The organism is Streptomyces sp. NPDC093261, from assembly GCF_044753645.1.
Classification (GTDB): domain Bacteria; phylum Actinomycetota; class Actinomycetes; order Streptomycetales; family Streptomycetaceae; genus Streptomyces.
The window spans coordinates 110,442-135,540 of sequence record NZ_JBIVNO010000006.1 but is presented as its reverse complement, the minus strand read 5'-3'; the positions used below and the strand labels follow the sequence as shown (position 1 = coordinate 135,540).

The following is a 25,099-nucleotide window of genomic DNA, read 5'->3' as shown; positions in this document are numbered from 1 at the left end:
AGTAACCACAACCAGATACGAGTTACGGAAGCTAGAGGTCGCACCGCAGTGAACGAGTTGCCCATCGTGGTCACGTGCACGGACCGGAAGACCTCATCGCCCGAGGCCGCCCTGCAGGCCCGCGCCTTGCCCGAGACCGGCCTGGCGGAACGGGCCGCGGAATGGGCTCGCCGCCTGCACGCCGTGCCGGGGCCTCGCATCGCGCTGGAGGACCTGTATCAGGGAGACCAGTGGCGGCGCGCCCAAGCCCTCACAAAAGCCGCATCTCAGGCTGGTTTTGTTCCCCGACTCTACGTGGCCTCGGCCGGTCTGGGCCTGCGACCAGTCTCCAGCCTCGCGCCCTCCTACGCAGCGACTTTCCTACCCCGACACGCAGATTCCGTGGCTTCCTCCAGCGCGCAGGCCGCCGCCTGGTGGGATCATCTGCAACGCATCGACGCCAGCTGCCCGCTGCCTCAGATCGCAGCCGCCGCCGGCCGGGCGCTGGTGGTGCTGTCCGAGACCTACGCAGGAGCCATGCACGGCGACCTTGCCGCGCTGGCGGCCACGGGAACCGAGACGGTACTCATCGGGGGCGCCTGCGATCTGGACGGCATCGTGCGCGTGCCGGCCAACGCCGCCCTGCGCCACGCCCTGGGCGGCACCCGCACCAGCTTGAACGTCCGCATGGCGGCTTCCTGGCTCGAGCACTGCACGCCCGGCCACCTCATTACCCCCCGTGCACAGGCGCGTTGGAACGACTGGGCCGACCAGGTCGCCCGTCCCGAACGCTATGAGCGCCGGCCGATGACGGACGAAGCCGTGATCGACTTCATCGAAAAGTCGAAGGACAGCCACCCCGGCTACTCCCGCACCCGTCTGCTGCGCCTGCTGCGAGACCAGGGGATGGCCTGTGAACAAAGGCGCTTCGCGGACCTGTACACAGCGACGATTGGCCCTCGATGACCTCCCTTGTGCTTAAGCGTCGGGCCCTACGGATCGAGCAGCACCCCACGATCCCCCTGTACGTATTCACCCTGGCGGCAGAAGAAGTACGCCAAGTCGCCGACGTGGCACGCATCTCAAGGGATGAGGCCGGCAAACTGATCGGCTACCAACGCCCGGAAAAAAAGCAGCACGTGAAGCAGATCCTCGAGTACCTCGACGGCGAGGAGGTCCTGTTTCCCAACGGGCTGATCATGGCGCTGCCCTCCAGCGTGCGGTTCAAGTCCAGCCCGGGCCCGGGCAGCAGCGACGGCCTGTGCACCTCGGGCACGCTGGAAATTCCCGTGCCCGACGCCCCCGATGCCCCGCGGCCGGCCTGGATCGTCGACGGCCAGCAGCGCAGCCTCGCCCTGGCCCGCACCCGCAACACCCGCCTGGCCGTGACCATCGCCGGCTTTGTCGCCGAAGACCTGGAAACCCAACGCGACCAGTTCCTGCGCGTGAACACGGTCTCCCCGCTGCCCACCAACCTGGTCACCGAACTCCTCCCGGAAGTCGGCACCCTCCTGCCGACCAAGCTCTCCGCCCGCAAACTCCCCGCCGTCCTAGTCGAGGCCCTCAACCACGACAAGGACTCACCGTTTAGGGGTCTGGTGCGCCGCCCCTCCACCACGGCCGAACAGAAAGCGGACGCCGTCGTCACGGACAACAGCCTCACCACCGCGATTCAGGAATCCCTCAACTCCCCCTCAGGCGCCTTCTTTCCTTACAAGAACCTGTCCAACGGCACGGTCGACACCGCCACCATCCGCCAGATCCTCGTCGTCTACTGGACCGCCGTGCGCGACACCTTCCCCGACGCATGGGGTCTGCCGGCGACCCGGTCCCGACTGATGCACGGCGTCGGCATCCGCTCCATGGGACGCCTGATGGACCGCGTCATGATGGCCATCGACCCCGCCTCACCCCATGCCGTGGACTTGGCGCGGGCCGAACTCGCCCTGATCGCCCCGCACTGCCGCTGGACCCAGGGACGCTGGCCCGACCTGAACACCCCCTGGAACGAACTGCAGAACAACCCCCGCCACATCAGCACCCTGTCGAACTACCTCCTCCGTATCTATGTGCAGGAAAAGGCAAAAGCCGCGTGAAATTCTATTTCCCTGACAGCCAGGACCTGGTGAGCCCCACCTACGACTTCATCAACGACGAGTACTCACCCTACCGAGTCCGTCAGCGCGATGACGTCTACGCCCACCAGGCCGTGACGCCGATCCCGTATGACGGGATCCTCGTCAGCAAGGCGGTTGTCGACGGATCCATGAAGGGCGCAGGAAAATACTCCGCCCCGCAACGCGAGCGCCTCTACCGCCTGGGCGTGCGGAACTTCTTCCGCCTCCCCGACACCTGCTCCACCATCGGCGACTGCGGCGCCTTCAACTACATCGACGAAGAACGACCCCCGTACGAAATCGACGAAGTCATCGACTTCTACGGCCGCTGCGGATTCGACGCCGGCATCAGCATCGACCACATCATCTTCGGCTACATCCCCCAAGAATCCGACACGGAACCCGAAGCCGCGTGGGTGGAACGCCAGCAGATCTCCCTCGAACTCGCCGAAAACTTCCTGGCCGCCACCAAAAAACACGGCGCCCACTTCCAACCCGTCGGCGCCGCCCAGGGATGGGGACCCGACAGCTACGCCCACTCCGTCGCCCAACTACAGAAAATGGGATACCGGCGTATCGCCCTCGGTGGCATGGTCCCCCTCAAGTCCCACGAGATCCTCGCCTGCCTGCGCGCCATCGACGCCGTCCGCACCCCCGACACCGAACTCCACCTGCTCGGCATCAACCGCCTCGACAGCATGGAACAGTTCGCCCGCCACGGCGTGACCAGCTTCGACAGCACCAGCGCCTTCCGCCAGGCCTTCATGGACGACCGCAACAACTACCACACCACCACCGACTCCTACACCGCCATCCGCGTCCCCCAAGTCGACGGCAACCCCGCCCTCAAGCGCCTCATCCTCTCCGGTCACGTATCCCAAGCCGAGGCCATCATCACCGAACGAGAGTGCCTGCGCGCCCTCCGCGCATTCGACCAAGAAGAAGTAGCACTCGAAGAAGTTAAGGGTGTTCTCGCCACCTACGAAAACCTCGTCCTCGGCCCGAAAAAGAAAAGCTACCTCGAGCACTACGAGCGTACCCTGGCTGACGCCCCCTGGCGCACCTGCCCCTGCGCCCTGTGCAAGAAACACGGAATCGAAATCGCCATATTCCGCGGCAGTGAACGTAACAAGCGCCGCGGATTCCACAATCTCACCGTGCTCGAGGCGAAGATGAGACAACTCACCTTCGGATAGACTTCAGCGCCAACCCAGCTTTTCTTAAAACCCCTGTCAGGAGATATGAATGGCCGACCGATATGAGCTGAGGCTTCCCGCCCTCGAAGTAAGCCAAGGCAACCGAAAAATCTACTGCTTTGCGATCGACGGGAAGAAACTCCACAGCTTTGCCGCCGTCTCCCGCGTCCGCCGCGACGACGCAAGCAACCTGAAGGGCTACCAGCGCCCCGAGGTCCTCAGCCATATCCGGGGCATCCGCCGCTACCTCGAATCCGAGGACGCCATGCTCCCCAACGCCCTCGTCCTCGCCTTCGACGACACCGTCCGCTTCGAAACCGGAGTCCGCCCCAACGCCGGCGCGGACTACTCCGTCCCCGGCGTCCTCGTCATCCCCGTCGACGAATCCCTCACCGACCAGGACAAGCCCGCCCTCATCGTGGACGGCCAGCAGCGCAGCGCCGCCATCCGCGACGCCGACCTCGTCGAATTCCCCGTCGCCGCCGTCGGCTTCATCGCCGACAACCAAGAAGACCAGCGCTCCCAGTTCATCCTGGTCAACTCCACCAAGCCGCTGCCCAAGGGCCTCATCCACGAACTGCTGCCCGAAACCAGCGGACACCTGCCCCCCGCCTACGCCCGCAAGCGCCTGCCGGCCCAGTTGATGACCCGCCTCAACACCGACGGCCAAGGCCCCTTCTACGGTCGGGTAGCCAGCCCTACCTCACCCGACGGCAACATCAAGGACACCAGCCTGCTGCGCATGCTGGAGCACAGCCTCTTCGAAGGCGCCCTCTACCAGTACCGCAACCCCGAAGACGGCTCCGGCGACGTCGAACGCATGCTGGAGCACCTGCGCAACTTTTGGACCATCGTGAAGGAGACTTTCAGCGACGCCTGGAAACTCCCGCCCCGCCAATCCCGCCTCACCCACGGCGTCGGCATTCAGGCCATGGGCTTCGTCATGGACGCCCTCACCGAGGGCATGCCCGCCGAAGACGTCGACTGCGATCAGGTCCGCAACGCCGTCCTCGGCCTGATGCCGGTGACCGCCTGGACCTCCGGCATGTGGCGCTTCGCCGACGGCGAGCAGCGCCGCTGGAACGGCCTTCAAAACACCCCCAACGACATCCGCCTGCTCACCGACCTCCTGGTCCGCTCCGTGCGGGGCTGACCATCAGATCGTGTTCACCGTGCCCCCGGTACGGTGAACCGACTGCACCGAACCTCCTGCCCCCTGCCCCGACCAGCGGTGGTCTTTGCTGCACGCCAGGGGGATGCCGAAAGGGGTGACACGATGACGCCACCCCCGTGGAGGAGTCGGAGATTGCGGCGCCCGTCCAGCCAGGGGCAGCGTTCCCGGCGGTAAGTACCGGGACGAGGGCGCGCCAGCGTAGGTGGAAGAGAACGCGGATGCTCCTTCACACCGGTAGGACAGCGGTCCGCTTCGCAGGCTGGCCGCTCAGTGGTGTGCCGTCTCCGCCATCCCTTGGTATGGCTGCCCGCTCGACTGTCGCGGCCCTCATCCCAGGCATGCCCCGGCGGATTGTGCGTGTTTGCGCGCTCTGCAGCGCAACTGCGCCCGGTGGCTGCACGCATCCCGGCTGCCCGTGTGGCGCCTGGGCGCCACCCCGCCCACTGCCCGTTGCCCACCTATACGCGGCGGGACGGGCAGCGGCCTTCTCACCCCGCTTGAGCGGCACCCCGGCGCGAACCACACCGGCTCGTGCGCCTGGTGCCTCGAAGTTCGCGCCCCCTCTTACGCGTAGCGCATTGACCGGACCAACTGCATGCATTATGAAAGTTGAAGATCACTGTTATCGCGGGCTCACCCTCAGTGTCGGGGAGGGGTCTTCGGGAGGGCAGTGGGCTGGTTTGAGCCGCCCTGGGGAGGACGGCGGGCGGCAGGCAGGAGTGGGCGATCGGGGACTTCGTACCTGCTGATCGCCGCCGAGCGGCTACCAAAGCCGGCGTTGTCGGTGGTGTCGTTTACCCTTCAACCGGCCAGATGTGAGCGCCGTGTAAAGGAAGTGCGATGGCGGGGCTGAGGGTGGGGGATTTTGTCCGCTTTGCCGGTTCTCCGGGAGTGGGTCGAGTCGCAGCAGTTGAGGGGGAAAGTGTCCAGGTTGATTTCTTTGAGTCGATAGCGGAGTCCGTTGCCCACACGCAGCGCATCGCTGCGCGCTTGTGCACGCCGGTGTCTTTGCCGGAGGAGACCCGGGTCTACCGGCGTGATCCCAGCACCGGCGTGTGGATCGTGGGCCGGGTGCGGGGGAGTGACCCCGGTGTGTACTACGTGCAGTTCCCCAACCATCCGGACGTGCACCTGCCGGTTCGAGCAGCGGAGTTGCACGTGCGTTGGGACCGGCCCGTAAAGAATCCGGTCGCGACCCTGGGAGCTGGCGGGAACGAGTCCGGTTACTTCCACGATGCTCGCTTGCCCATGCTGCACAGCCTCATTGCTCAGCGTGGGGCCAGTGGAAGCATTCCCGCCCTGCTGTCTTCTGCGGTGGAGATCTACCCTCACCAGGTGCAGGCCGCTTTGACCGTCCTGTCCGACCCGGTGCAGCGCTACTTGCTGGCCGACGAGGTCGGGCTCGGAAAGACCATCCAGGCCGGCTACGTCATTCGTCAGACTCTGATCGACAACCCTCACGCGCGTGTGGTCGTCATGGCACCAGCGTCCTTGGTGAGGCAGTGGCGTGACGAAATGCTCGAGAGGTTCTTCATCGATGACTTTCCCGAGGCGCGCATCACCTTCACCGCCCACGACACGCCGCACAAGTGGGCGAGCTATCGCGACGCCGACCTGCTTGTCGTCGATGAGGCCCACCTCCTCGTCCACGACATCACGGAGCCGACGCAATCGCCCTACCGTGAACTGTGCGGCATTGCGCACACGGCCACGCGTCTGCTACTGCTGTCGGCCACCCCGGTGACCTCTCACTACGTCACTCACCTGGGTCTGCTGCATCTGCTGGACGAGAACCTGTACCGCTGGGACGACCGCGCCTCCTTCGAGGAGCGCTACCGGCGGCGTAAGGACCTTGCCGACGGCGTGTTTCAGTTGGACGCCTATTTCCCCACGCTGCTGCCGATGACCATCGATAGCCTGCGGGGACTCCTGCCGTCCGACGAGCGCTTTGAGGCATTGGCCACCGATGCGCTGGCTCTCCTCAACGAGGATGACGACCTGGCAAACGAGGATCAGGCCCCTGAATTGGTCCTAAGAGTCGAGGCTTTGAGGGCTCATCTCAGCGAGACCTATCGCCTGCACCGACGGGTCATCCGCCATCGCCGCGCCTCCGTGCTGCGCGACGACGAAGAGACGGAGCTTGTGCCTTATGAAGTGAGAGGACGTACCCGTCCGCGCCTGCTCGCGGTGGATTTCGGCGAGCACCACCTCGGTCAGGCGCTGCTGCTGGAGTGGCGCACGCTCATCGCCGACCACTTGGTGGACACCGCGGCCGACGACACTCAGCACACGGCCTACGCCATGGCGCTGGCGGTGCTTGCCTCTCGGGCCGGCGGCCTGATGGAAGATCTGCTGTGCGCGCTGCGTTGGCGCACCCACCGCGACGGGGAAGCCGCCGACCGAGCCGGACTGACCGAGCAGGAGCGACTCCTGCTTGCGGCACCGGCAACCCTTTCCCGGGAAAACGAACTGGGGGAGACCTACAGCAAGCAGCGCGCTGACTTGCCTCGCACCGCCGCACCCACGGCCCTGGCCAAAGCATTGCTGCCCGTCGTGCGTCCCGGAACCAGGACGGTGATCTTCTGTGGCCCGGGAACCTTGGCAGCCCAGGTCGCGGCGGCGCTCAGTGCCCAGGCCCCCGACGCCGTCGTGGGCCTGCACACCACAGCCACCAGCGCGGACGCCTGCGAGCAGGTCGTGCAGACCTGGCGTACTTTGCAGAACGCCGCCCTGTGCCAGGTGCTCGTCGCTGACGCCTCGGCTGAGGACGGGTTGAACCTGCAGGTTGCAGACGTGGTGGTACACGTGCGGCTGCCGTGGTCCCCTAACCGCCTGGAACAGCGGATCGGACGGGTCGATCGCTACCGGGGAGTGGAATCGCTGCGGCAGAACCAACCGGCGCAGCAGTTCCGCATCGGCGATCGCGAAGGGAACGAGGCGTTCTGTGGGGCCTGGGCCGGCCTGCTCCACGAGGGATACGACCTGTTTACCGCGTCCGTCTCGACCCTGCAGGACACCATCGCTGAAGGGCTGACCCGCGTGTGGCGCCAGGCCCTCGACGAAGGCCCCGCGGGGCTGACGACCCTGGCGCCCAGCGTGCGCGAGGAACTGCGCCAGGCCAAGCGGGACATTGACACCATGGACATGCTGGAGTCCATACACGAGACGTCTGAACAGGCCCGTCACACAACGAGCGCGCTCGATCGCCTGGAGCAGGACTGGCGCCGCCTGCGTGAGAGCCTGGTGCACTACGCCGATGACGGCAGTGGCGGGCTGCGTTTTCGGCATGACACACGCACCGTCGCCGGCCACCAGCGTGACCGGTTCGACGTTGCCTCCTCGCATCCGCTGATCGACCCACGGCGCTACAAAGCAGCCGCCGAACGCATTCATCCCCAGATGGCCCAGGGTGTCTTCAACCGCTCCACCGCTCTGCGCGCCCCGGGAACCCGGCTCTTCCGCTCGGGCAACCCGTTCGTGGACATGCTCGCCGACATCGTCTTCGCCGACGAACGCGGTCAGGCGACGGCCTTCCGGCGCTTTGACCCGACCTGCCGTACAGGAGATGAAGCCTACTTCGGGCTCGAGTACCTCGTGGAAGCCGACATCACTGCCGCTCTGCGGCGTGTCGCCGACGTGCCCGAGGCCGGGCGAGCCCTGCGACGCCAGGCTGACCGCCTGCTTCCCCCGTTCACCCGCAAGGTGTGGGTGCCTGCCGGGCACCGTATCGCTCTGACCGATCCCAAGGCCTGCGCCTGGCTGGATGCTCCCTATGGCAGGCGAGGAGATCAGAACTACAACGTCAAGAACCACGGCGAACTGGTCGCCGTGTTCGGAGGCTGGCAGGAATACCGACAGGCAGCAGAAGCATCCGAGCAGGTGGCCCGTGCCCACCTCGTCCAGGCAACCGACTTGATGAGCAAGTGCGCTAAGGCACAGGAGCAGGCACAGCAGCAACTCGCGATCGCGACCGCGCAGGCGCGGGCACGCAGTGCGGCCGGCCACCTGCTGGGCGACACCGAAAGCTATCTGCTGGACGTTGCCGTGGGACGAGATCTGACGGAGGCACTGAGCCGCCCTTCGATACGCGTGGTCGCCGCCACATGCATCGTGCGCGGGGGATACCGGACGGTGAAGCACGATGGGTGATCTGTGGGCGCACGCCCAGGAACTGTTTACGGCTTGGCCCCAGGTGTCGACGACGACGGCCACCGGCACCCTGCGGCGACTGGAAGACGCCTTGGCCGACCGGGCCGCTCATCGCGCAGATGCGGTCGGCTGGCGCGACATCGCAGCCCTCACCCGGCAGGTACTGCTGGAGGTTGCCGTCCGGGGAAACAACGCTGGACTGGAGGTGCCCCTGGATCCCGCGTTGCCCAGCCGCGAACAGTGGGAACAGATGGCGTGCCGAACGCTGCCGACCACACGGGGATTGCGGGTCTTCGCCTTGCCGTGGCACCCACGGGAGTTGACGCCCGAAGCACAAGAAAGCGCCCGGGAGGACCTGAAGCAGATCTATCTCGGTGTGGACTCACCGCATCGGCGACACCTCGAACCCCGGCCGGCCGACCCCTATTGGGCAGAGGCCCTCGGCTACACCGAGTACGTCTCCGTTGGGCAGCAACAAGCCGCGCGAGCCGTTGCCCTGGCTCCTGCCGGCAGCACGACGATCGTGTGCCTGCCCACCGGACACGGCAAGACCGCGGTGGCCCAGGCCTCGGCCCTGTTGGCCGGTGCCCGCGGGGGAGTGTCCATCGTGGTCGTCCCCACGGTCATTCTTGCCCTGGACATGGAGGCTAGAACGCAGGCCACCCTTGAACGGCAGGGCAGACGGAGCCCGACCGGCCGTTATGCCTACACCGGCGGCATGCCGGAGGAGGTCAAGCGGCAGATATGCGACGACGTCCGCACCGGTCGCCAACGCCTGCTGTTCGCCTCCCCCGAAGCGGTGGTGACGGCGCTGAAGAAGCCCCTGGAGGACGCCGCCGAGGCGGGAATGCTGCAGTACTTCGTCATCGACGAGGCACACCTGGTCGAGCAGTGGGGCACCGGCTTTCGGCCCGAATTCCAGACGATGGCCAGCCACCGGCGTACCTGGCTGCGCAAGGCCCCCCAGGACCAGGCGCCGGTGACGGTGGCGATGAGCGCCACGCTCACCCACCAGCAGGTCAGCCTTCTGGAGCAGTTGTTCGCTGAGGAAGGGCAGGCCCAGGTGGTGTGGGCCTCCCAACTCCGTCACGAGCCCAGCTACTACGTCGACACCTGCCCCGACGAGCAGAGCCGGAACGAAGCTGTCATCGACGCAGTCGCCATGCTGCCTCGGCCCTTGGCGCTCTACACCACTCGGGTCAAGGACGCCGCCGACTGGGCTGAACGGCTCCGCCAGGCCGGCTTCCGCCGCGTCGCCCAGGTCACCGGAAAGTCCACCGACGACCAGCGGCGGCAGGCTCTCGAAGGCTGGGCGGGTTCGACTTCGGCCGGTCCTGAGCCCACGCGCTTCGACGTGGTCCTGGGCACCTCGGCCTTCGGCCTGGGAGTTGACCTCGCCGACGTGCGTACCGTGGTCCACGCCTGCCTCCCGGAGACCACGGACCGCTACTACCAGGAAGTCGGCCGCGCCGGGCGTGACGGACATCCCTGCATCGCCTACATGGCCACCGCTCCCGGGGACGAGGCACTGGCCGAAAGCCTCAACCGCAGCCCGCAATTGACGGCCGAGCGTGCCTGGGCCCGGTGGCGGGCCATGTGGGTGGGGCGCACTCCCACCGACAGCGGCGCCCACCGGCTCAGCCTCGAAGCCCTGCCTGCCGACATGCCCGAAGGTTTCGGCCGGCACCGCAGCTGGAACGAACGCATCCTCAACTTCATGGTCAGAGCCGGCCTTATCAAGGTGACCATCCCCGAACCGCCACAGCGTAGCGAGAAGGAAACCGACGCGGCCTGGCAAGGACGCCTCGACGCGTTCTACACGTCCCTGGGGAAACAGTTCGACGTCTTCCTTGCGGATGGGCAGACCAACGACCGCGCCTACTTCCTGCAGCGTTTCAACGACGTCCGCCGGCTCATCATCAACGACCAACGTGACGCCGCCGGTCGGCTGCGAAGGATTTTGCGCAGCGACCGCTGCTGGGGCGAGGCAATGGCCGACCACTACCGCGTGCCTTACCGCGGAGGTGTTCTGACCACGGGAGTCACCTGCCGCGGGTGCCCGCCTTGCCGTAAGCAGGGCCCGCCGCGGAAGGCCCCGGAGGGCTACTACCGGCTCGCGGTCGAGCCCTGGCCTGCCGTGCCGTCGTGGCCGAGCCGGCGCAAGGACCCCCTGAAGCGGTTCCGCGGTGACCTGCCGTGCCTTTCCATCTACTGGGAAACCGAGCAGGAGTTCACCGACCTGGTGCCCGAACTGCTCGAGCGGCTGGCCGTGCGGGGAATGTCGGTGGTAGGCGGTCCGGGGCTTGCCCGTCTCGCCACTCGACGACTGCAACGCGACGTGCGCCCCCGCCCCCTCATCCTGGACAGGGACGAGGACCTCCTGGGCCGCTACACCAACCCGATGGTCTGGCTGCTCGACTCTTCCGCCTCCCACATGCGAGACGATCTGGCGATGCGGTTCGATTCCCAGGATGTAACTTACCTGCTGCATCCACGGTCTTTGGCGCACCCGGATCGCCCCGACACCCCACTTGTTGCAATCCACCGCGCCCACTTGTGGGTGCGTACTGCCTTGGAGTCGTTCTAGTGGCCCTGTTGCTTGCGGAATCTTCGATACCACCTTTCATGTGGGCCGTCGTTCGTCTTCTTGCCGCAGAACGAAAGCCGCTGCCGACGGATCGCGCGCGGGCTCTTCTGGCTCCCCCCTCCCTGACCGAGGGCAAGGAGAACAAGACCTTCGACCAAGCCCTGCGCAGCCTGCGCGAGTTGCAGATGGTCGCCGTTGACGAAGGCCGACTCTCGCTCGCCGGACACGCCAGCGCCCTCGACGGCACGGACTTCCCCTCCTTCAGTTGTGCCCTGCGCCAGGCTGTCTTGGCCGGTGAACTCAATGCCGGTCTGGCCGACGACGCAGGACAGACCGGTTCGCGCGACCTCACCCGCATCCTCGTGTGGTTTCTCTCCCGGGATCCTCTCGATGAGCCGGCCACCTGGGAGATCGCCCAACGCCAGCAGTCCATCGACCTCAACCCTGAAGCGGGGACTGCGTCGCGAAACGACACGCGCTGGAACCGTTTCGTGCACTGGGCGCCGGCCCTGGGCCTGGCCGCTGCCCCCTTGCTGTCCAGCAGCGGAAAGGGGCCCCTGCTGCCGGACTGCACAGCGGCCGTCAAGCAGTCGGTGCAAAGGCTGTGGGCCGTCGGGGAACGAGTCAACGCCGTCGACGCTGCCCGAACCCTGCGCAGTGCCCTGCCGGTCCTGCCGGGTGGGGACTACGCCAACGCCCTGGGCATCCCCGACCCGGGCGCGCAGTCAGCTGGGCCGGCCTTGTCCTACGCCCTATTGCGAGGCGAAGACGAGGGCTGGCTCGTCCTGCAGCAGGACGCCGACGCGCAGCGCGTCTTGACCCTTCATGACCCCGACCGTCCGTCGCACTACGTGTCCGACATCGTCATCTCGGAGGACCAGCATGGCTGACTTCCGCGGCTTCCTGTGCTGGACGCCCGAAACCGCGGCCGCGACGATCAATACCGAGGCGGTCAGTCCCTCTCGTGCGGTCTTCCTGGCCACGCATGCGCCGTTGCGTATTCGCCGGGCCGGCCTGGACGGGCGTGCCATCGTCTCCGACGGCCCCCTCATTGACGAGAAGACCGTGCTGAAGGACTTCCTGTCGCTACAGTCCGACACCGGCGCGCTCCTCTTGCCGGTCGTCGGTGACTCCGGGACCGGAAAGTCGCACCTGGTGCGCTGGGTGCGCGAGAACCTGCCCGCCTCGGACAAGTACAAGATCATCTATCTGGAGAAGGCCAAGACCAGCCTGCGCGCTGTGATCGACGCCCTCCTCGCCGACGCGGACAGTGGCGCGCTGGCTCAGTTGCGCGCCGACATCCACCGGTTCACCGACGGTGTGGACGCGGCCACTTTGAGCAGGCGCCTGGTGAACGCCCTCAGCGAGGCCCTGGCCGCCACGACGGCCCGTGACGTACCGCAGCACGCCCGTCCGCTTGCCGGTCCCCGCGGGTTGACGGTCGTCCTGCAAGACCCCCACGTGAGCGCTTTCATGCTCGGACAGGGGAAATTCATTCCCCGACTGGCGGAACAACTGCTGCAGGACCGCGCAGACGGTGAGCCCGACCGCCCGATGGCGTTCACCATGGAAGATCTCCCCACCGACCTGCTGGATCTCCACCGCGCCGCCCAGGTCACGATCAAGCTGATCAATGCGATCTCCGGCAACACACAACTGCAGCAGGCCGCTGTCGACCTGCTGAACCAGCATCTGGAAGCAGCTGTCAAACGGGTGGCGAGCCTGGGAGCCGGCCGCCTGCAGGACGCCATGCTGCAGGTGCGGCGCGAGTATGCCCGCAAGGGCAAAGAGATCATCCTGCTCATCGAGGACTTCGCGCTGATCCAAGGCGTGCAGAGAGATCTCCTCGATGCGGTCATCGAGGCCGCTAACCGCTTCGGCAGCACCACCCTGGCCCCGATCCGCACCCTCATGGCGGTCACCACGGGCTACTTCAGCGACCTTCCGGAGACCGCACTCACCCGTGTGCGGGCGACCGCCGGCTACGTCTACAACCTCAATGTCCCCTTCACCAGGGACGACCGGGGCGAATCCGAGATCACCTCTTTCGTCGGACGTTATCTCAACGCCGCCCGGGTCGGGCGGGAGGCCCTGGAGAACGCGGGCGAGCGGCAGGTGCCCAATCCCTGTGAGACCTGCGCACTGGTCTCCCGATGCCATGAGCAGTTCGGGGCCACCTCCGAGGGCTTCGGCCTGTATCCGTTCAACCCGTCCGCCCTGGTCCGCACCATCCACGCGACGGCTCCGCGCAACGACCCCTATGCGTTCGTCCCGCGCACCGTGCTCGGCAGCGTGATCCGTCCTGTCCTGGTCGAGCATGCCGGCGCACTCAAAGAAGGCACCTTCCCCGACGCCCGTTTCCGCACGCAGTTCCCCACTGCGGACATCGACGAGCCGCTCTCCACCGGCGTACAGGAAGTCGTAGAGGCAGAGGACCCTCTCGACGCCGACCGCCGGAAGATCGTCCTGGAGTTCTGGGGCGGAGCCCCCGACCACGCCGGCGCGCTGCCGTCCGCAGTCCTAGAAGCCTTTGCCCTGGAAGCCCGTACCTTCTCCGGGGCCAGCGCAATCCCCCGGCAGCCGGTCAAGGTGCAGGCGACGGAGCCGGTCAAGCAGACGACCAAAATAAATCCCTTCACCACGGACAAACTCCCTCCCTCTCTGCGGGCCAAGGTCAATGCGGTGGAGGACTGGCTCAGGCGAGAACACGTACTGCAGCAGGCCGTGGCCAGCGAGTTGCGCACCGTCATCGCCACCGCCGTAGCGCAGCGCTATCGCTGGGTCAATCCTTTGATGCGGGAACAGTCACAGACGACGATCCGCTCAGCCTGGCCTTCCAATGCCCGTGTGGTCTCGATCGAAGGCGCAACGGAGAACGTGCAGGGCGCGGACGCAGCGCCGATCCGGTTCAAGCGAACGGCACGCAACAGCCGTTACCTGCAGAGCGTGCTGCTGCTGAAGAACGGCCAGCCCGCCGAGCGAGCCGAACACGTACGCAGGCTGAGCACAGAATCCGACCGCTACACCGCGTCACTGACCACCGCGCTGCAGAAGAACCTGCAGATCACTGATGACGACTTGGTCCTCGGACTGCGCGCATCCCTGATCGGCGCCGCTCTGGCCGGGCTGGCGTGGCCCGGCATGGACGAGGCCGAACTGCTTGCCGCCGCCTTCGCCGACGGGCGCTCCTGGGCGCGTGAGGACGCCGCATCGCGCGATGAGACGTGGAATCGTACCCTGGAGGGCCACCTTCAGCACAGGAACCCCCTCGTCGAGCGGCTCCGCGACGCCCTGGGCGTGGCCCAAGGCGACGGCAAGCCCCGGCTGATCGACGCCGCGAGGGCGCTGCCGCTGCTGCGCCGAGCGACAGCCCAGTGGGACTGGCAGGTGACAGGATCGGACGTACCGGAGTGGGTGAAGAAGGCCGTCAAGTCCTTCGCCAACTGGACGGACCTGGTGAAGGCGCAGAATGCGTCACTGCGCCGGCAGTTGGACGACATACGCCGACACCATCCGCGGGGCACGACCGGACAGCAGGTCCTGGCCGCCGTGCGCGATGCACTCCTTGCGGCCGAGGACGCCAGCATCCCGGTGCCCCGGGCCACGCGGACGGGTATCACCGACCTTCTGTCGCGGGCGCAGGACGTCGACTGGAAGATCCTGAACCAACTCGAGGACGATCTCCTGCGGGCGGAGGAACCGGAGGCTTCCGACGCGGCGCGCATCACGGCAGCCGTGCGTGACCGAGGGGTCGCCCCCCAGGTGGTCCGTGCCCTGCTGCAGGCCAGCGATGCATGGCTGACCACCGCTTTGGAGCACGCTGCATCCCGCACCAACTCCCATGGCGATGAGGCGGCCAGGGGTGTCCAGGAACTTCTGACCGAGTGGCGGTCGCTGAGCGCACCGGAGGAGGACCGATGAGCGAGCCCCTGTCCGTCTTGCAAAAGGCCGAGCGCCTGCAGGCGGAGGCACGCCGACTCAACGAGGGAGAGAAGGGAGAGGAGGAGGCCCGGCGCATCAGCGAACGCATCAGCGTCCTGCACAACCAGTTGATGGCTCTGCAGCGACGCCTCCGCATCGCCCGCTCCTTGATGGCCCAGCCGGCAGCTGGCGACATCGACCTCTCCGGGCTCGACACGGGTCTAGCAGCGTTCACCCGCCAGTGCGAGGGCGGACTGCCTCCCAACGCGGCCTTCACCAGGGCCTCGACAGCTGTGCAAAAGGTCGCCGATCGCATAGCCCATGACAGCCAGGAAGCATGGCGGCAGTGGACGCAAGCCCAACTGGCGGCCTTGCAGATGGCGCGGCAGGCCATGCTCTCCCTGCAGGACCAGGCACGGGCCAAAGCACTGCACCAGGACCTCATCAAGACTGCTCGCGCCGACGTCGACGCAGCCGTGATCGCCCTGTTCGCCAACGCACACGCCGAACTGGCTGAACTGCTCGACAGCGCGCCACCGCCGCCGGAAGGACTGCAGATGCTCCTGGACCGCCTGGCCTCCGGCACCGCCCTGCTGCTCAGCGACATCACGGACGAGGAGATCGCGCTGCTGCGTCTTGTCGATCTCGATGCCGACCTGGAAGTCCGCAGGAGGCGCACGTGATCACACCGTCCCGTGCCCGTTTCTACAACCACGTCCTCAACGCGCTCGAGGACCGCGAGTTGCCCCTTGTGTCCTGGGGCATCACAGATGGCGCCCTGACCGAGAGTGAAGTCCTCGAGGTCATCGATCTCTGCCTGCCCGAAGCCCCGCGGGAGGCGGCAGGCATATCGAGCGAAGAGCTGCTGTATGAATTCCGCGATCGTGCCTGGCTGTTCAAGGTGCCGGACACCTCACCCCCGCAATATCGCACGCGACTGGCCGAAACCGTCCGTTTGGCAGCGCAGTTGCGGCAACTCTTCCCCTGGCAGGCCCGCGATGAGGCGGCGCAGTGGTGGCAGAGCGGTAAGCGACTCGTGGCCGACTACCGCCTGCACACCGCGCCGCGCCGTTACCCGCAGCGCAATATCCCCGCGGCGACCGCGTTGAAGGAACTCGCCACTCTGGCTGGCTGGGGTCACCTTCAGCACCTCGTGGCCCAGGCCTACATCGGGCCTCGTAACCTAGCCCGCTTTCAGGTCGACGCCACCGCGGCGGTGACCAGCGCGCTGCAACGTCCGCACTCCAGCGGCGTGATCGTGGGCGCCGGCACCGGTAGCGGCAAGACGCTGTCCTTCTACCTGCCGGCATTCGCTGCCATGGCCGAGCGTGCTCGACCCAATAGCTTCCGCCTGCACACACTGGCGCTGTATCCCCGCAAGGAATTGCTGCGCGATCAGTTGCGGGAGGCGCTGAGCACTGCCCGCTCGCTGGAGCCCACCCTGCAGGGCTCCGGGCGCCGGCCGTTTCGACTAGGGGCTCTCTACGGAGACACGCCCTACGACCATGAGGACGACCGGCTCAAGCCTGGCGCAAGCGGACGCACTGCCTGGAAACGGACTCGAGAGGGTGCCATCTGCCCCTACCTCACCTGTCCTGCGTGTGAGCGCGGGGAACTCCTCTGGCGTGATCTTGACCGTCGCGGCAATAAGGAGCGACTGGTCTGCCTTGCCTGCCGGGCCAGTATTCCGGAGGGCAGCCTTGCCCTGACCCGTCAATCCCAGCAAGACGCGCCCCCTGACCTGCTTTTCACCACCACCGAAATGCTCAACCTGAACAGTGCCGGAGGCGGGCTCAGCCGACTGCTGGGCTGGCAGGGAGGCGCGGTCCCGTCCCTGGTCCTGCTCGATGAGGTGCACACCTACTCCGGGATTCACGGAGCCCAGACCGCTCTGCTGCTGCGCCGCTGGCAGCAGGCCGTCCGCAAGCCGGTCGCTTTCGTCGGTCTGAGCGCCACCCTGCGCGACGCCGGTACGTTCTTCGCCCGCCTGGTGGGACTGCGCGACAGCCACGTCGAGTACATCCAACCCGCCGACGACAGCATGGATGAGGAGGGGCGCGAGTACGCGCTTGCGTTGCGCGGCGATCCGATCGCCGGCAGCAGTCTGCTGTCCACCTCCATCCAAACCGCCATGCTCTTTGGACGCATGCTCGACCCGGAAGAAGACGCCGCACTGTACGGGTCTACCGGGTTTTTGTTCACCGACGACCTGGATGTCACCAACCGCTTCTACGACGACCTGCGGGACGCTGAGGGAGGACAGAACCGCTACGGTCATCCGGGTCGGAAACCAGCCCTGGCCGCGTTGCGCGCTCCGGCACGCGTCCATCACCAAACCCGTTACCGCGACGGCCAATCGTGGGACCTGATGGAAAAGATCGGCCACGTCCTCGCGCCGGGGGTTGGTCACCATGCGCTGCGGATAGCGCGCACGTCCTCCCAGGACGTCGGAGTGGATCTGCAGGCAAATCTGACGGTGGCGACCGCCTCGCTCGAAGTCGGTTTCAACGACCCGCGCGTTGGGTTGGTACTCCAGCACAAGGCTCCCCACGACGCGGCGGCCTTCATCCAGCGACGCGGCCGGGCCGGGCGTCTGCGCGCCATGCGCCCCGTCACGGTGATCACCCTGTCCGACTACGGCCGGGACCGGCTGGCCTACCAGGCCTACGAGACGCTGTTCCAGCCCGAAGTGCCAGCACGTCACCTTCCGGTCAACAACCGCTTCGTCATCAAGATTCAAGGAGCGCAGTCGCTGCTGGACTGGGCAGGACGCAAACTGCGCTTTCACCACCCGTGGGCCGACCCCAGGACGCTGTTGACCGCACCAAAAGCAGCAAAGGACCACGGTAAGAACAAAGCGGCCCGCCAGGCCTTGGCGCAGGTGTTGGAGAGCCTCTTGACCATTCCTGCTCTCCAGGACGATCTGGCGCGCCATCTCAGAGCAGCGCTGCAGTTGACCGCCGACGAAGTGCAAGCCTTGCTCTGGGAGGAGCCGCGCTCTTTGTTGCTCAGCGTGGTTCCCACCGCGGTACGCCGCCTGAAGAACAACTGGCAGACCCTCCAGGAGAAGGATCCCGGCGCCGAGCCCCGCGCCATGCTGCCGGAGTTCGTGACACGGACGCTGTTCGATCCGCTCAACCTGCCCGAGGTCGGACTGATCCTTCCCTTCGCTTCGCGCACTACTGCCAGCAGCGCCGAGCAGGACAGCAGCGACGAACTGCTGCCGATCGCCAGGGCTCTGAGGGAAGCCGTACCCGGCAGGGTCAGCCGCCGCTACGGCTACCAGCGTGACGACCACCGCACCTGGCTCCCCATCCCTCCAACCGGCCAGGACACCCTGGAACTGGACGACAGCCTTGTACCGAGCCCGACACTCGAAGGCCGCTGGTTCCCCCTGGGGCAGGACCCGGCAGGTCTGATCGTACTGCGCCCCCATCGTCTGCAGCTCAGCGAGCCTCCCAAGGAGGTCGCCGACCGGTCACAGGGATTTCCTCTGTGGGGCTCACAGATCGTTGTCGATGCAGGCACTCAGCCCCTGCCAGGTGACGTTCCCCGTCCCTCGTCGTGGGAACACCGCATCACCTCCGTCGGCTTCGCCCTGCACGCGGCGGGCAATCCGATCGAGGTACGCCGCATGACTGCCGGATCCCGCTTTGAAGTGAGCTACGACGCAGGCACTACGGATGCCCGCACCGTGCGCTACACCCGCAACGGAGAACCGGCCGCACTCGGCTTCCGGCTGAACGTGGACGCAGCCTCCTTCACCCTCGCCCCACTGGACACCACGCACCCCGAAGTCGCGCGCTACCTCACGTCGCCCCAGTGGCGCACCCTGGCCTATTTCCAGGCGGTGGCAGACGATCCAGCGCTGGGGAAGGTGACCAACCAGTTCCAGCGCGGCTGGCTGGCGCTGGTGTACCTGACGTCGTTTTCTCTGCGAGGCCTGAGCGACGACGTTCCCGACCCGTCGTCGATCCGCTCCAGTCTGGCCGACGGCAGTTGGCGCAACGACCTGGCGGAAATCCTCCACGTGCTCTACCGCGACGAGCCCACCGGTCAGCCCGCCCACAGCAACGAACGTCTCATCGCCACACTCACCGAACTCAGCGACGTGCCCGCTGTCATCGACGCCCTGGACCGGGCCGGACAATTGCTGGTGGCTTCAGACGTTGCCATCCGCAGCGCCGACCTCGCACGGCGCGCCTACACAGACACCGTGGCCGCGGCCATTCTCGCCGCAGCGCTGCGCGCCTGCCCCGACGCCCAGGACGGCGACTTGATCGTGGACGTGGTCTCCGCAGCCCATCAAGGGGATCGGGCCGTGGTGTGGCTGAGCGAAACCTCCATCGGCGGCCTAGGCGTTATCGAACAACTGTTCCGCTACTATGCCGAGGACCCGCGGCGTTTTTGGCGTCTGGTTGAGACGGCTCTGACCCCCAACGACTATGAGTACGTCGACACCACCGTGACGCGACTCCTGCGCCACGTGACGGCCGAACCGACCGGAGTCGCAGCACGGGCCATGGCAGTTCTGCGGGCCCACACCTCCGCTGCCGACTCCAGCCAAGCGCTCACCGATCTTCGCAACGCCTGGAGCAGACTCGACGGTCCGCCGCGGCACAGTGCGGTGGCAGCGTTGTCCACCCGACTTCTCCGCCCCGGGAGCAGCCCTACCACCGACGCCAGCGCACTGGCTCTGATCGAGGGGTGGCAGGCCCTGGAGCGTCGCTTGGGCGTGGAAGTCGACGCCCGCGTCATTGCCTACGCCGTGGGCTCTGGGCGCCTGCCCACCGGCCCTGGCCCGCGCCTGTCGGCCGACCAGGCCTTCAGCCTGCTATGGCCGCGCGGCCGCGATGCCCGCACCCACCACCTTCAGCACTACCAGCCCTACCTCGACCGTCCTCCCGTCCTGGACCGCCTCCTGGCCGCCGCCGCGCACGATGAGCAACTGCCGCGCATCGACGTCACCGAAGAGGGCTGGGAGCAGCGCTATCAAACCGCGATAGCCCAGCATGCCGCCGTGGAGTTGACAGCCGACACGAACGCTGCGACGGCCCTGTCTGACGCCATCGCCCGCGTGCCGGCTTTGACGGTGGACTGGGACGTCCTGCGCCTGTACGGAGAGATGCAAGGAATGAGCCGTGACGGCCAGCAGTGGCGCGTGCGGGTGGACATCCGGGAGGCGACACAGTGAGTCGACTCGAGCGCCCCATACGCACCGGGGGACACACCGGCGTTCGCGCCGACGCCATCCTGGCAACGGCACTAATTGGGGAACTCGTCTGCCCTGGGTCCGTGATGTGGCTAGTCTCGCCGTGGATCAGTGACGTGAAGGTCTTGGACAACAGCCAGGGGACGTACGACGACCTGTTCGACGACAATCCTCCCAGCTCCTGCTCTCTGTCCGACCTGCTCGCCCGGATCGTGGCGGCCGGCGCTTCCCTAACGGTGGTCACCCGGCCGGACCCACATAATGCACAGTTCCTCGGGCGTCTGCGCCGCTTGACCTCGCAGCACGCCGTGCGCGTGGTGCAGAACCCCGCAGTGCACGAAAAGACCATTTGCGGGCGGGACTGGCTGCTCACCGGGTCTATGAACTTCACGGTGCGCGGCCTGATGGAGAACGACGAGGCGGTGAGCTACAAGGTGGGAGGCAGCGACGCGGCCCAGGCACGCCTGGAACTCGCCCAGCGATGGAAGGAGCATCAGTGATTGCCGCGCGCCAGGCTTCCCCCGTTTGGACCACTCAGGACCTGGAAGCTTTTTTGCAGCGCTTCTTCGGCCTGGGTAACGACGCGTGGCCAGATATGGATCCTGACCCTCATAAAGGCGAACGGGCCCGGCCCTTCGTCGACCTGCTCCGCACCGGCAGCGACGTCCCTGTCGTACTGCCGCGCTACCAGCAGGCCCAGGACCGCTTCGCGATCTACGTCATCACCCGCGACGAGGCACACGCAGCTGTCATCGGCAACGTCATCACAGCTTTCGCCGGGCCGACCCATCTCATCGGCGCTGGCGTATACCCCAGCACACTGGACCCTAACGACCCAGTCGAAGCAGCGGTGCAGGACTTCGCTGGAACAGGGACGACCTTCCGACTGGAAACACACCCCCACCGCCGCTACCGCCAGAGACTGACCGACGTGGCCCTGCTCATGCAGCACACCTTGGCGATTCGTCCCCCGCGACTGTGGCGGGCAACAAAGCCCACCGGGCGACTGCTGGCCGAGTTCGACGCGGCCTTGGCGGCCGGTGGCCAAGCCGCCTCCCAAGCCGCCCTGGACCAATTGGCCGGACAAGGAGGCATCACCGCCGCTAATCTCGCCCACCTGCACATCAAGCGACTCTCCCGGCTCGGCCTCGATCAAGAACTACTCGATTATCCAGGCCTCAGCGACGTCTTGCGGCAAGATCCCCCCACGCCGGTGAAAACGGCGGTGCTCAATGCTGCCTTCACCTGCGACCTACAGGAACCGCTAGAGCTCGGCGACCTGTCAGCTGCGCAACATGCACTACGCGACCGGGGTCTTCTCGCCCTCGCTCCCTTCGAAAACAGCGCGGAATCCTACTCCATCGAGGCACTCATGGTCCTCCTGCTGGCCGCCGTGACCCGGGAAGATCCTCAGAGCACCCAGAACATACTCACCACCATCGAGCACACCGCATCCCACGACGTCCTACCACCCGCTCTTAGAAAAGCCGCGGCGCTCCTCGCCGATCCGCAAAGCACTCCGCAGCAGGAGGCACCCACCGACCAGACTGACACTGCAGCCAAAACTGCGGAATCACCAACGTCTTCGCCTTCCTCGCAAGCCGTCGAGTCGGACACGCCGGAGCACGTCCCCGCCTCTTGGCCGGACCTGATCCACGCGATCGCCGACGGCTACACCGGCCTAACCGACATCCTGGAACAGGAAGTCTGGACAGCCTGGCCCTCACCAGCCTTGGACGACCGAAACATCGCCGCCCTGCTGGAAGAACTGCACGACGAGGGCCAGGCAAAAGTCTGGCGCTGCGTGGGTGCCTTTATCGAAAGCGTCGGCTACGACCAGCCCGCACCGCTCAGCGCCCGCGCTCTGATCACCTGCGCGCTCGCCTACGACTGGCTCGGACCGGGCGACCTGCTGGCCGTGCAGGCGTTGACCGAGATCGTGCTGCGATCCGGGCCATCCGTCGCCGTCTACGGCCAACTGCTGGGGGAACTCGCCGACACGTGCGAGCGCTGGGTCGCCCCCGAGCGAGCCGCAATCGTGCTGGACTTCGCCGACCGACTGGTCATGGAGGCACACCCCGATCCCGATGCACGTGAATCCTTCGCCTTGGCATTGCTACTGCCGCTCAGCGTGCACCAGGGGCGCCTGGATCCCGCCGATCTCGCCATGGCACGGCGCCTATCCGCGGAACTCGGCATCGAACTGGACTGGCAGAACCAGCCTGGCGAGGCACAGGCACAGGAGACCGCAACCGGCCTGCGGGATGCGACTGGTCGCAACCTGCTGCTGTACTCCCTTGACCAGCGGGTCCTGGACCGGGTTGGCGATGCGCTGCACCAACTCGCCCCAGGAGTCAAGATTGCCCTCGCGCACGACAGCGTGGGCAGTCCGCAACTACGCCAAAAAGCCCGCCAAGCGGATGTAGTCGTATTGGCCACCCGCTGCGCCAAGCACGCTGCGACGGGGTTCATCACCCAGCACGCCAAAACAGCCGTCATCGACTACGCCGACGGCAGCGGCTCGGCCTCCCTGCTACGCGCCGCAGTACACGGCCTGCTCCGAAGTGTGCAAGGCAACTGAGACGCCACTGGCGTCGCGCAGCACCAGGCAGTCGCACCGCCTGGATTCGGCGGGAATCACCCGCGGCGCCTGCAGCACGGTGTCGACAGCACTGCTCCTGTCCTCCGACTTGATGAGGCTTGAGGCAATGGGCAGCGCGCGGTGGATGCCCGCGAGCCTGGGGGCACCGCGCAGAGTGGCGTGGAGCGCGAGGACGGCCTTGCCGATTCCTGCCATCTCGACCACGGCTGACACGATGCCGGCTCGTCTCCGCCTTGGCAGCCAGGTTTCAGAATGGGCGTGGCAATTGCCGGCCACACACTGGGATCAGTAACTGGTCATCTGAAAATGGGCCTCGTCGGCCAGCGGACCTCAGGAAGCCCACGGCTCTGAGCTGCTCAGACCTCAGATGCCGTGGGCTTCTGTCGTTGGTAGTTCACCTCGCACGGCTTGGAGACGGTCCAGACTTCGCCACGAGCCGTCGCCAGATCCCTGATCATTGCTGCCGTCGTCGACCTCCGAAGTCGCTGGCCATACGGGGCTGCTGTGTGCCGACGCCGTCCTCAGTCGTTGATGTCAGCGTTGGATGTCAGCGGAACAGCTGGGCACCAGACGAGCCTCCAACGGCTCCTCCGGCCGGTCGGCCCAGCGCCACCGCACATGCCTACCAGTGCACCTCAACAGTGTCAGGCAGATCCGCTGGCCATCGTCCTCCCGCTTGATGAGGACGAAGCCGCCGGACTTCGTCGAGAGTGGCACGGCCAAAGCGGCGTCTTGCTAAAAGCTTTCGTAGTAGTCGCCAAGGCAGCCATCACAGATCGACGGCTCCTTGTCGGGAGGCACGAACGCTCCGCACCCCGCCTCGCAGAGGCGCCAATTGGTGTACTCGGTAGTGCATCCGAAGCAGATGTCTACCCCGGCCATTTTGTTCTGTGCCACTCTGGCACCGACGACGACGGTGTGTGTGTTGCACCTCGGGCACGAGGACAGCTTGTCGGTCGCAGCGTACCCATCCTCTGCGTACCACTGTGCAGCCTCATATGGAGTGAAGTTCGTTAGGCAGAAGCGACAGGTCGGGTCATCACCGAGGACGACTGACCATTGCTGGCACTCCGGACATTGCACCGTGTGGTCGGCCAAGGGCTGCAGTTCTTTCTCAAGTCGCTGGGATCGTTGTTTGACAAGCGCCTTGACGTCCCCCAGGCGGGCGTGCAAATGGTGCATGGTCTCCAAGACATAAGGGCCTTCTCTGCTTAGTTTCGGCCACAGTTCCTCGTGGATGAAAGTCAGCAGGAAGTCGAGAACCACGGCGGCTTGGGCTTCGACCGCGTAGACGCTGGCGGTGTGCCCTAGGTGCGTGAGTGCATTGCGGGTGTCGGCGAGAGTGCCGATGGCCTGCCTCTGCTCCTTCGTGATTTGCAAAGCGACGATGTTGTTGAGGCGGTCAACGGCACTGAGGACGGTGCAACTGTTGAAGCTGCCTTTCTCGTAGTCGCTCCTCTTCGCTTTATTGAGATCGCTGAAGACGAGGCTCCAGTGTTCACGGATCAGTCGGGCCTTGAGTAGCACCTCGACGGCCGCCTGCAAGTGAAGGACTGCGTATTTCAAATCTCGTGCGCCCGGCTCGCCGTTGCGCTGACTCAGGTGGTCAAAAGCACTGAGTAGGAAGTCCATGCCATTGCGTACGGGCGTAAAATCCATGTCTAGCCGCCGACGCACCACTCGACGCTTCCGTTCGGCGCCCTGCTTATCGCTGTTGTGCTGATCGGTCACCTGCGCCCCCCTAGGTGGCAAACTGACGTACCGCCAAGGTTACCGACTTCAAACGGGCTGGTGAGCCGCGAAGAGCACCCGCTTGAGAGCTCCCCGCCGAGAAGTTCCAGCGGCTATGGACTCGGTGAGCGGACTGGAGCACCACGTTAGGAGGGAGGGCGGGGCGTCGGGCCGGTGACCTGAGGCTTTGATGTCTGGGGAGATGCCTAGCACCTTGACCGCGAGACACCCCTGTTGACCGGGATGACCACTGCATCTGGCACGGCAGTGGCACGAACCTCGGCCGACGACAGCCAGCCACGACGGAGGGGGCGCCGAGCAACTAGGCGCGCGTGTGCCTCGCAACACCCCCACCGGCCTCAGCCACGCTACTGGCTTGTGGCGTCGACCAGAGTCAGTCACGGCCGGTACGTAACTGAGTTGCTGAATTG

General features: G+C 66.2%; 14 protein-coding genes. 12 read left to right on the top strand and 2 right to left on the bottom strand.

Going from position 1 to position 25,099, the window contains the following annotated elements:
- Positions 1 to 48 precede the first annotated feature (48 nt).
- The 12 genes from ACIP94_RS16040 (at position 49) to dpdD (ending at position 22,916) form a co-directional block, all read left to right on the top strand.
- Entirely contained in the window at positions 49 to 945 is an 897-nt protein-coding gene (locus tag ACIP94_RS16040; RefSeq protein ID WP_402425288.1) for a hypothetical protein, read from the top strand.
- Complete coding sequence (gene dbpB / locus ACIP94_RS16035; RefSeq protein WP_402425285.1) at positions 942 to 2,075, top strand: DGQHR domain-containing protein DpdB; 1,134 nt, start codon at positions 942 to 944, stop codon at positions 2,073 to 2,075. The genes ACIP94_RS16040 and dbpB (ACIP94_RS16035) overlap by 4 nt, the downstream gene beginning before the upstream one ends.
- Positions 2,072 to 3,292 carry a tRNA-guanine transglycosylase DpdA gene (dpdA, locus tag ACIP94_RS16030; RefSeq protein WP_402425282.1) on the top strand — a complete coding sequence of 407 codons (1,221 nt, stop codon included), beginning with the start codon at positions 2,072 to 2,074 and terminating at the stop codon, positions 3,290 to 3,292. Before dbpB (ACIP94_RS16035) ends, dpdA begins: the two co-directional genes overlap by 4 nt.
- A 49-nt stretch (positions 3,293 to 3,341) precedes the next feature.
- Positions 3,342 to 4,445: a DGQHR domain-containing protein DpdB gene (dbpB, locus tag ACIP94_RS16025; RefSeq protein ID WP_402425279.1), complete on the top strand. Its 1,104-nt coding sequence runs from the start codon at positions 3,342 to 3,344 to the stop codon at positions 4,443 to 4,445.
- An 861-nt stretch (positions 4,446 to 5,306) separates the two neighbouring features.
- The gene (dpdE, locus tag ACIP94_RS16020; RefSeq protein ID WP_402425276.1) at positions 5,307 to 8,615 is read left to right on the top strand and encodes a protein DpdE; all 3,309 of its coding nucleotides are present in this window, start codon (positions 5,307 to 5,309) and stop codon (positions 8,613 to 8,615) included.
- Positions 8,608 to 11,202, top strand: coding sequence for a protein DpdF (gene dpdF / locus ACIP94_RS16015; protein ID WP_402425273.1), 2,595 nt, complete (start codon positions 8,608 to 8,610; stop codon positions 11,200 to 11,202). The genes dpdE and dpdF overlap by 8 nt, the downstream gene beginning before the upstream one ends.
- A gap of 38 nt (positions 11,203 to 11,240) precedes the next feature.
- Positions 11,241 to 12,092, top strand: coding sequence for a protein DpdG (gene dpdG, locus ACIP94_RS16010; RefSeq protein ID WP_402425270.1), 852 nt, complete (start codon positions 11,241 to 11,243; stop codon positions 12,090 to 12,092).
- Positions 12,085 to 15,123 carry a protein DpdH gene (gene dpdH, locus ACIP94_RS16005; RefSeq protein ID WP_402425267.1) on the top strand — a complete coding sequence of 1,013 codons (3,039 nt, stop codon included), beginning with the start codon at positions 12,085 to 12,087 and terminating at the stop codon, positions 15,121 to 15,123. Before dpdG ends, dpdH begins: the two co-directional genes overlap by 8 nt.
- Positions 15,120 to 15,806, top strand: coding sequence for a hypothetical protein (locus ACIP94_RS16000; RefSeq protein ID WP_402425264.1), 687 nt, complete (start codon positions 15,120 to 15,122; stop codon positions 15,804 to 15,806). The genes dpdH and ACIP94_RS16000 overlap by 4 nt, the downstream gene beginning before the upstream one ends.
- Positions 15,803 to 20,317, top strand: a complete 4,515-nt coding sequence (dpdJ, locus tag ACIP94_RS15995) for a protein DpdJ (RefSeq protein WP_402425261.1) — start codon at positions 15,803 to 15,805, stop codon at positions 20,315 to 20,317. Before ACIP94_RS16000 ends, dpdJ begins: the two co-directional genes overlap by 4 nt.
- Complete coding sequence (dpdK, locus tag ACIP94_RS15990) at positions 20,278 to 20,835, top strand: phospholipase D-like domain-containing protein DpdK (RefSeq protein WP_402425258.1); 558 nt, start codon at positions 20,278 to 20,280, stop codon at positions 20,833 to 20,835. Before dpdJ ends, dpdK begins: the two co-directional genes overlap by 40 nt.
- On the top strand, positions 20,832 to 22,916 hold the full coding sequence (dpdD, locus tag ACIP94_RS15985) for a protein DpdD (protein ID WP_402425255.1): 2,085 nt from the start codon (positions 20,832 to 20,834) through the stop codon (positions 22,914 to 22,916). The genes dpdK and dpdD overlap by 4 nt, the downstream gene beginning before the upstream one ends.
- Here dpdD and ACIP94_RS15980 read toward each other — a convergent pair.
- Entirely contained in the window at positions 22,869 to 23,141 is a 273-nt protein-coding gene (locus tag ACIP94_RS15980) for a hypothetical protein (RefSeq protein WP_402425253.1), read from the bottom strand. The two genes, dpdD and ACIP94_RS15980, sit on opposite strands and share 48 nt — an antisense overlap.
- Positions 23,142 to 23,672: 531 nt before the next feature.
- Positions 23,673 to 24,668, bottom strand: coding sequence for a hypothetical protein (locus ACIP94_RS15975; RefSeq protein WP_402425250.1), 996 nt, complete (start codon positions 24,666 to 24,668; stop codon positions 23,673 to 23,675).
- Positions 24,669 to 25,099 lie beyond the last annotated feature (431 nt).

What these genes read in the sequence shown, in the direction of transcription:
- dbpB (WP_402425285.1), top strand. Translation starts at nt 942, where the DNA reads ATGACCTCCCTTGTGCTTAAGCGTCGGGCCCTACGGATCGAGCAGCAC.
- dbpB (WP_402425279.1), top strand. Translation starts at nt 3,342, where the DNA reads ATGGCCGACCGATATGAGCTGAGGCTTCCCGCCCTCGAAGTAAGCCAA.
- dpdE (WP_402425276.1), top strand. Translation starts at nt 5,307, where the DNA reads ATGGCGGGGCTGAGGGTGGGGGATTTTGTCCGCTTTGCCGGTTCTCCG.
- dpdF (WP_402425273.1), top strand. Translation starts at nt 8,608, where the DNA reads ATGGGTGATCTGTGGGCGCACGCCCAGGAACTGTTTACGGCTTGGCCC.
- dpdG (WP_402425270.1), top strand. Translation starts at nt 11,241, where the DNA reads ATGTGGGCCGTCGTTCGTCTTCTTGCCGCAGAACGAAAGCCGCTGCCG.
- dpdH (WP_402425267.1), top strand. Translation starts at nt 12,085, where the DNA reads ATGGCTGACTTCCGCGGCTTCCTGTGCTGGACGCCCGAAACCGCGGCC.
- ACIP94_RS16000 (WP_402425264.1), top strand. Translation starts at nt 15,120, where the DNA reads ATGAGCGAGCCCCTGTCCGTCTTGCAAAAGGCCGAGCGCCTGCAGGCG.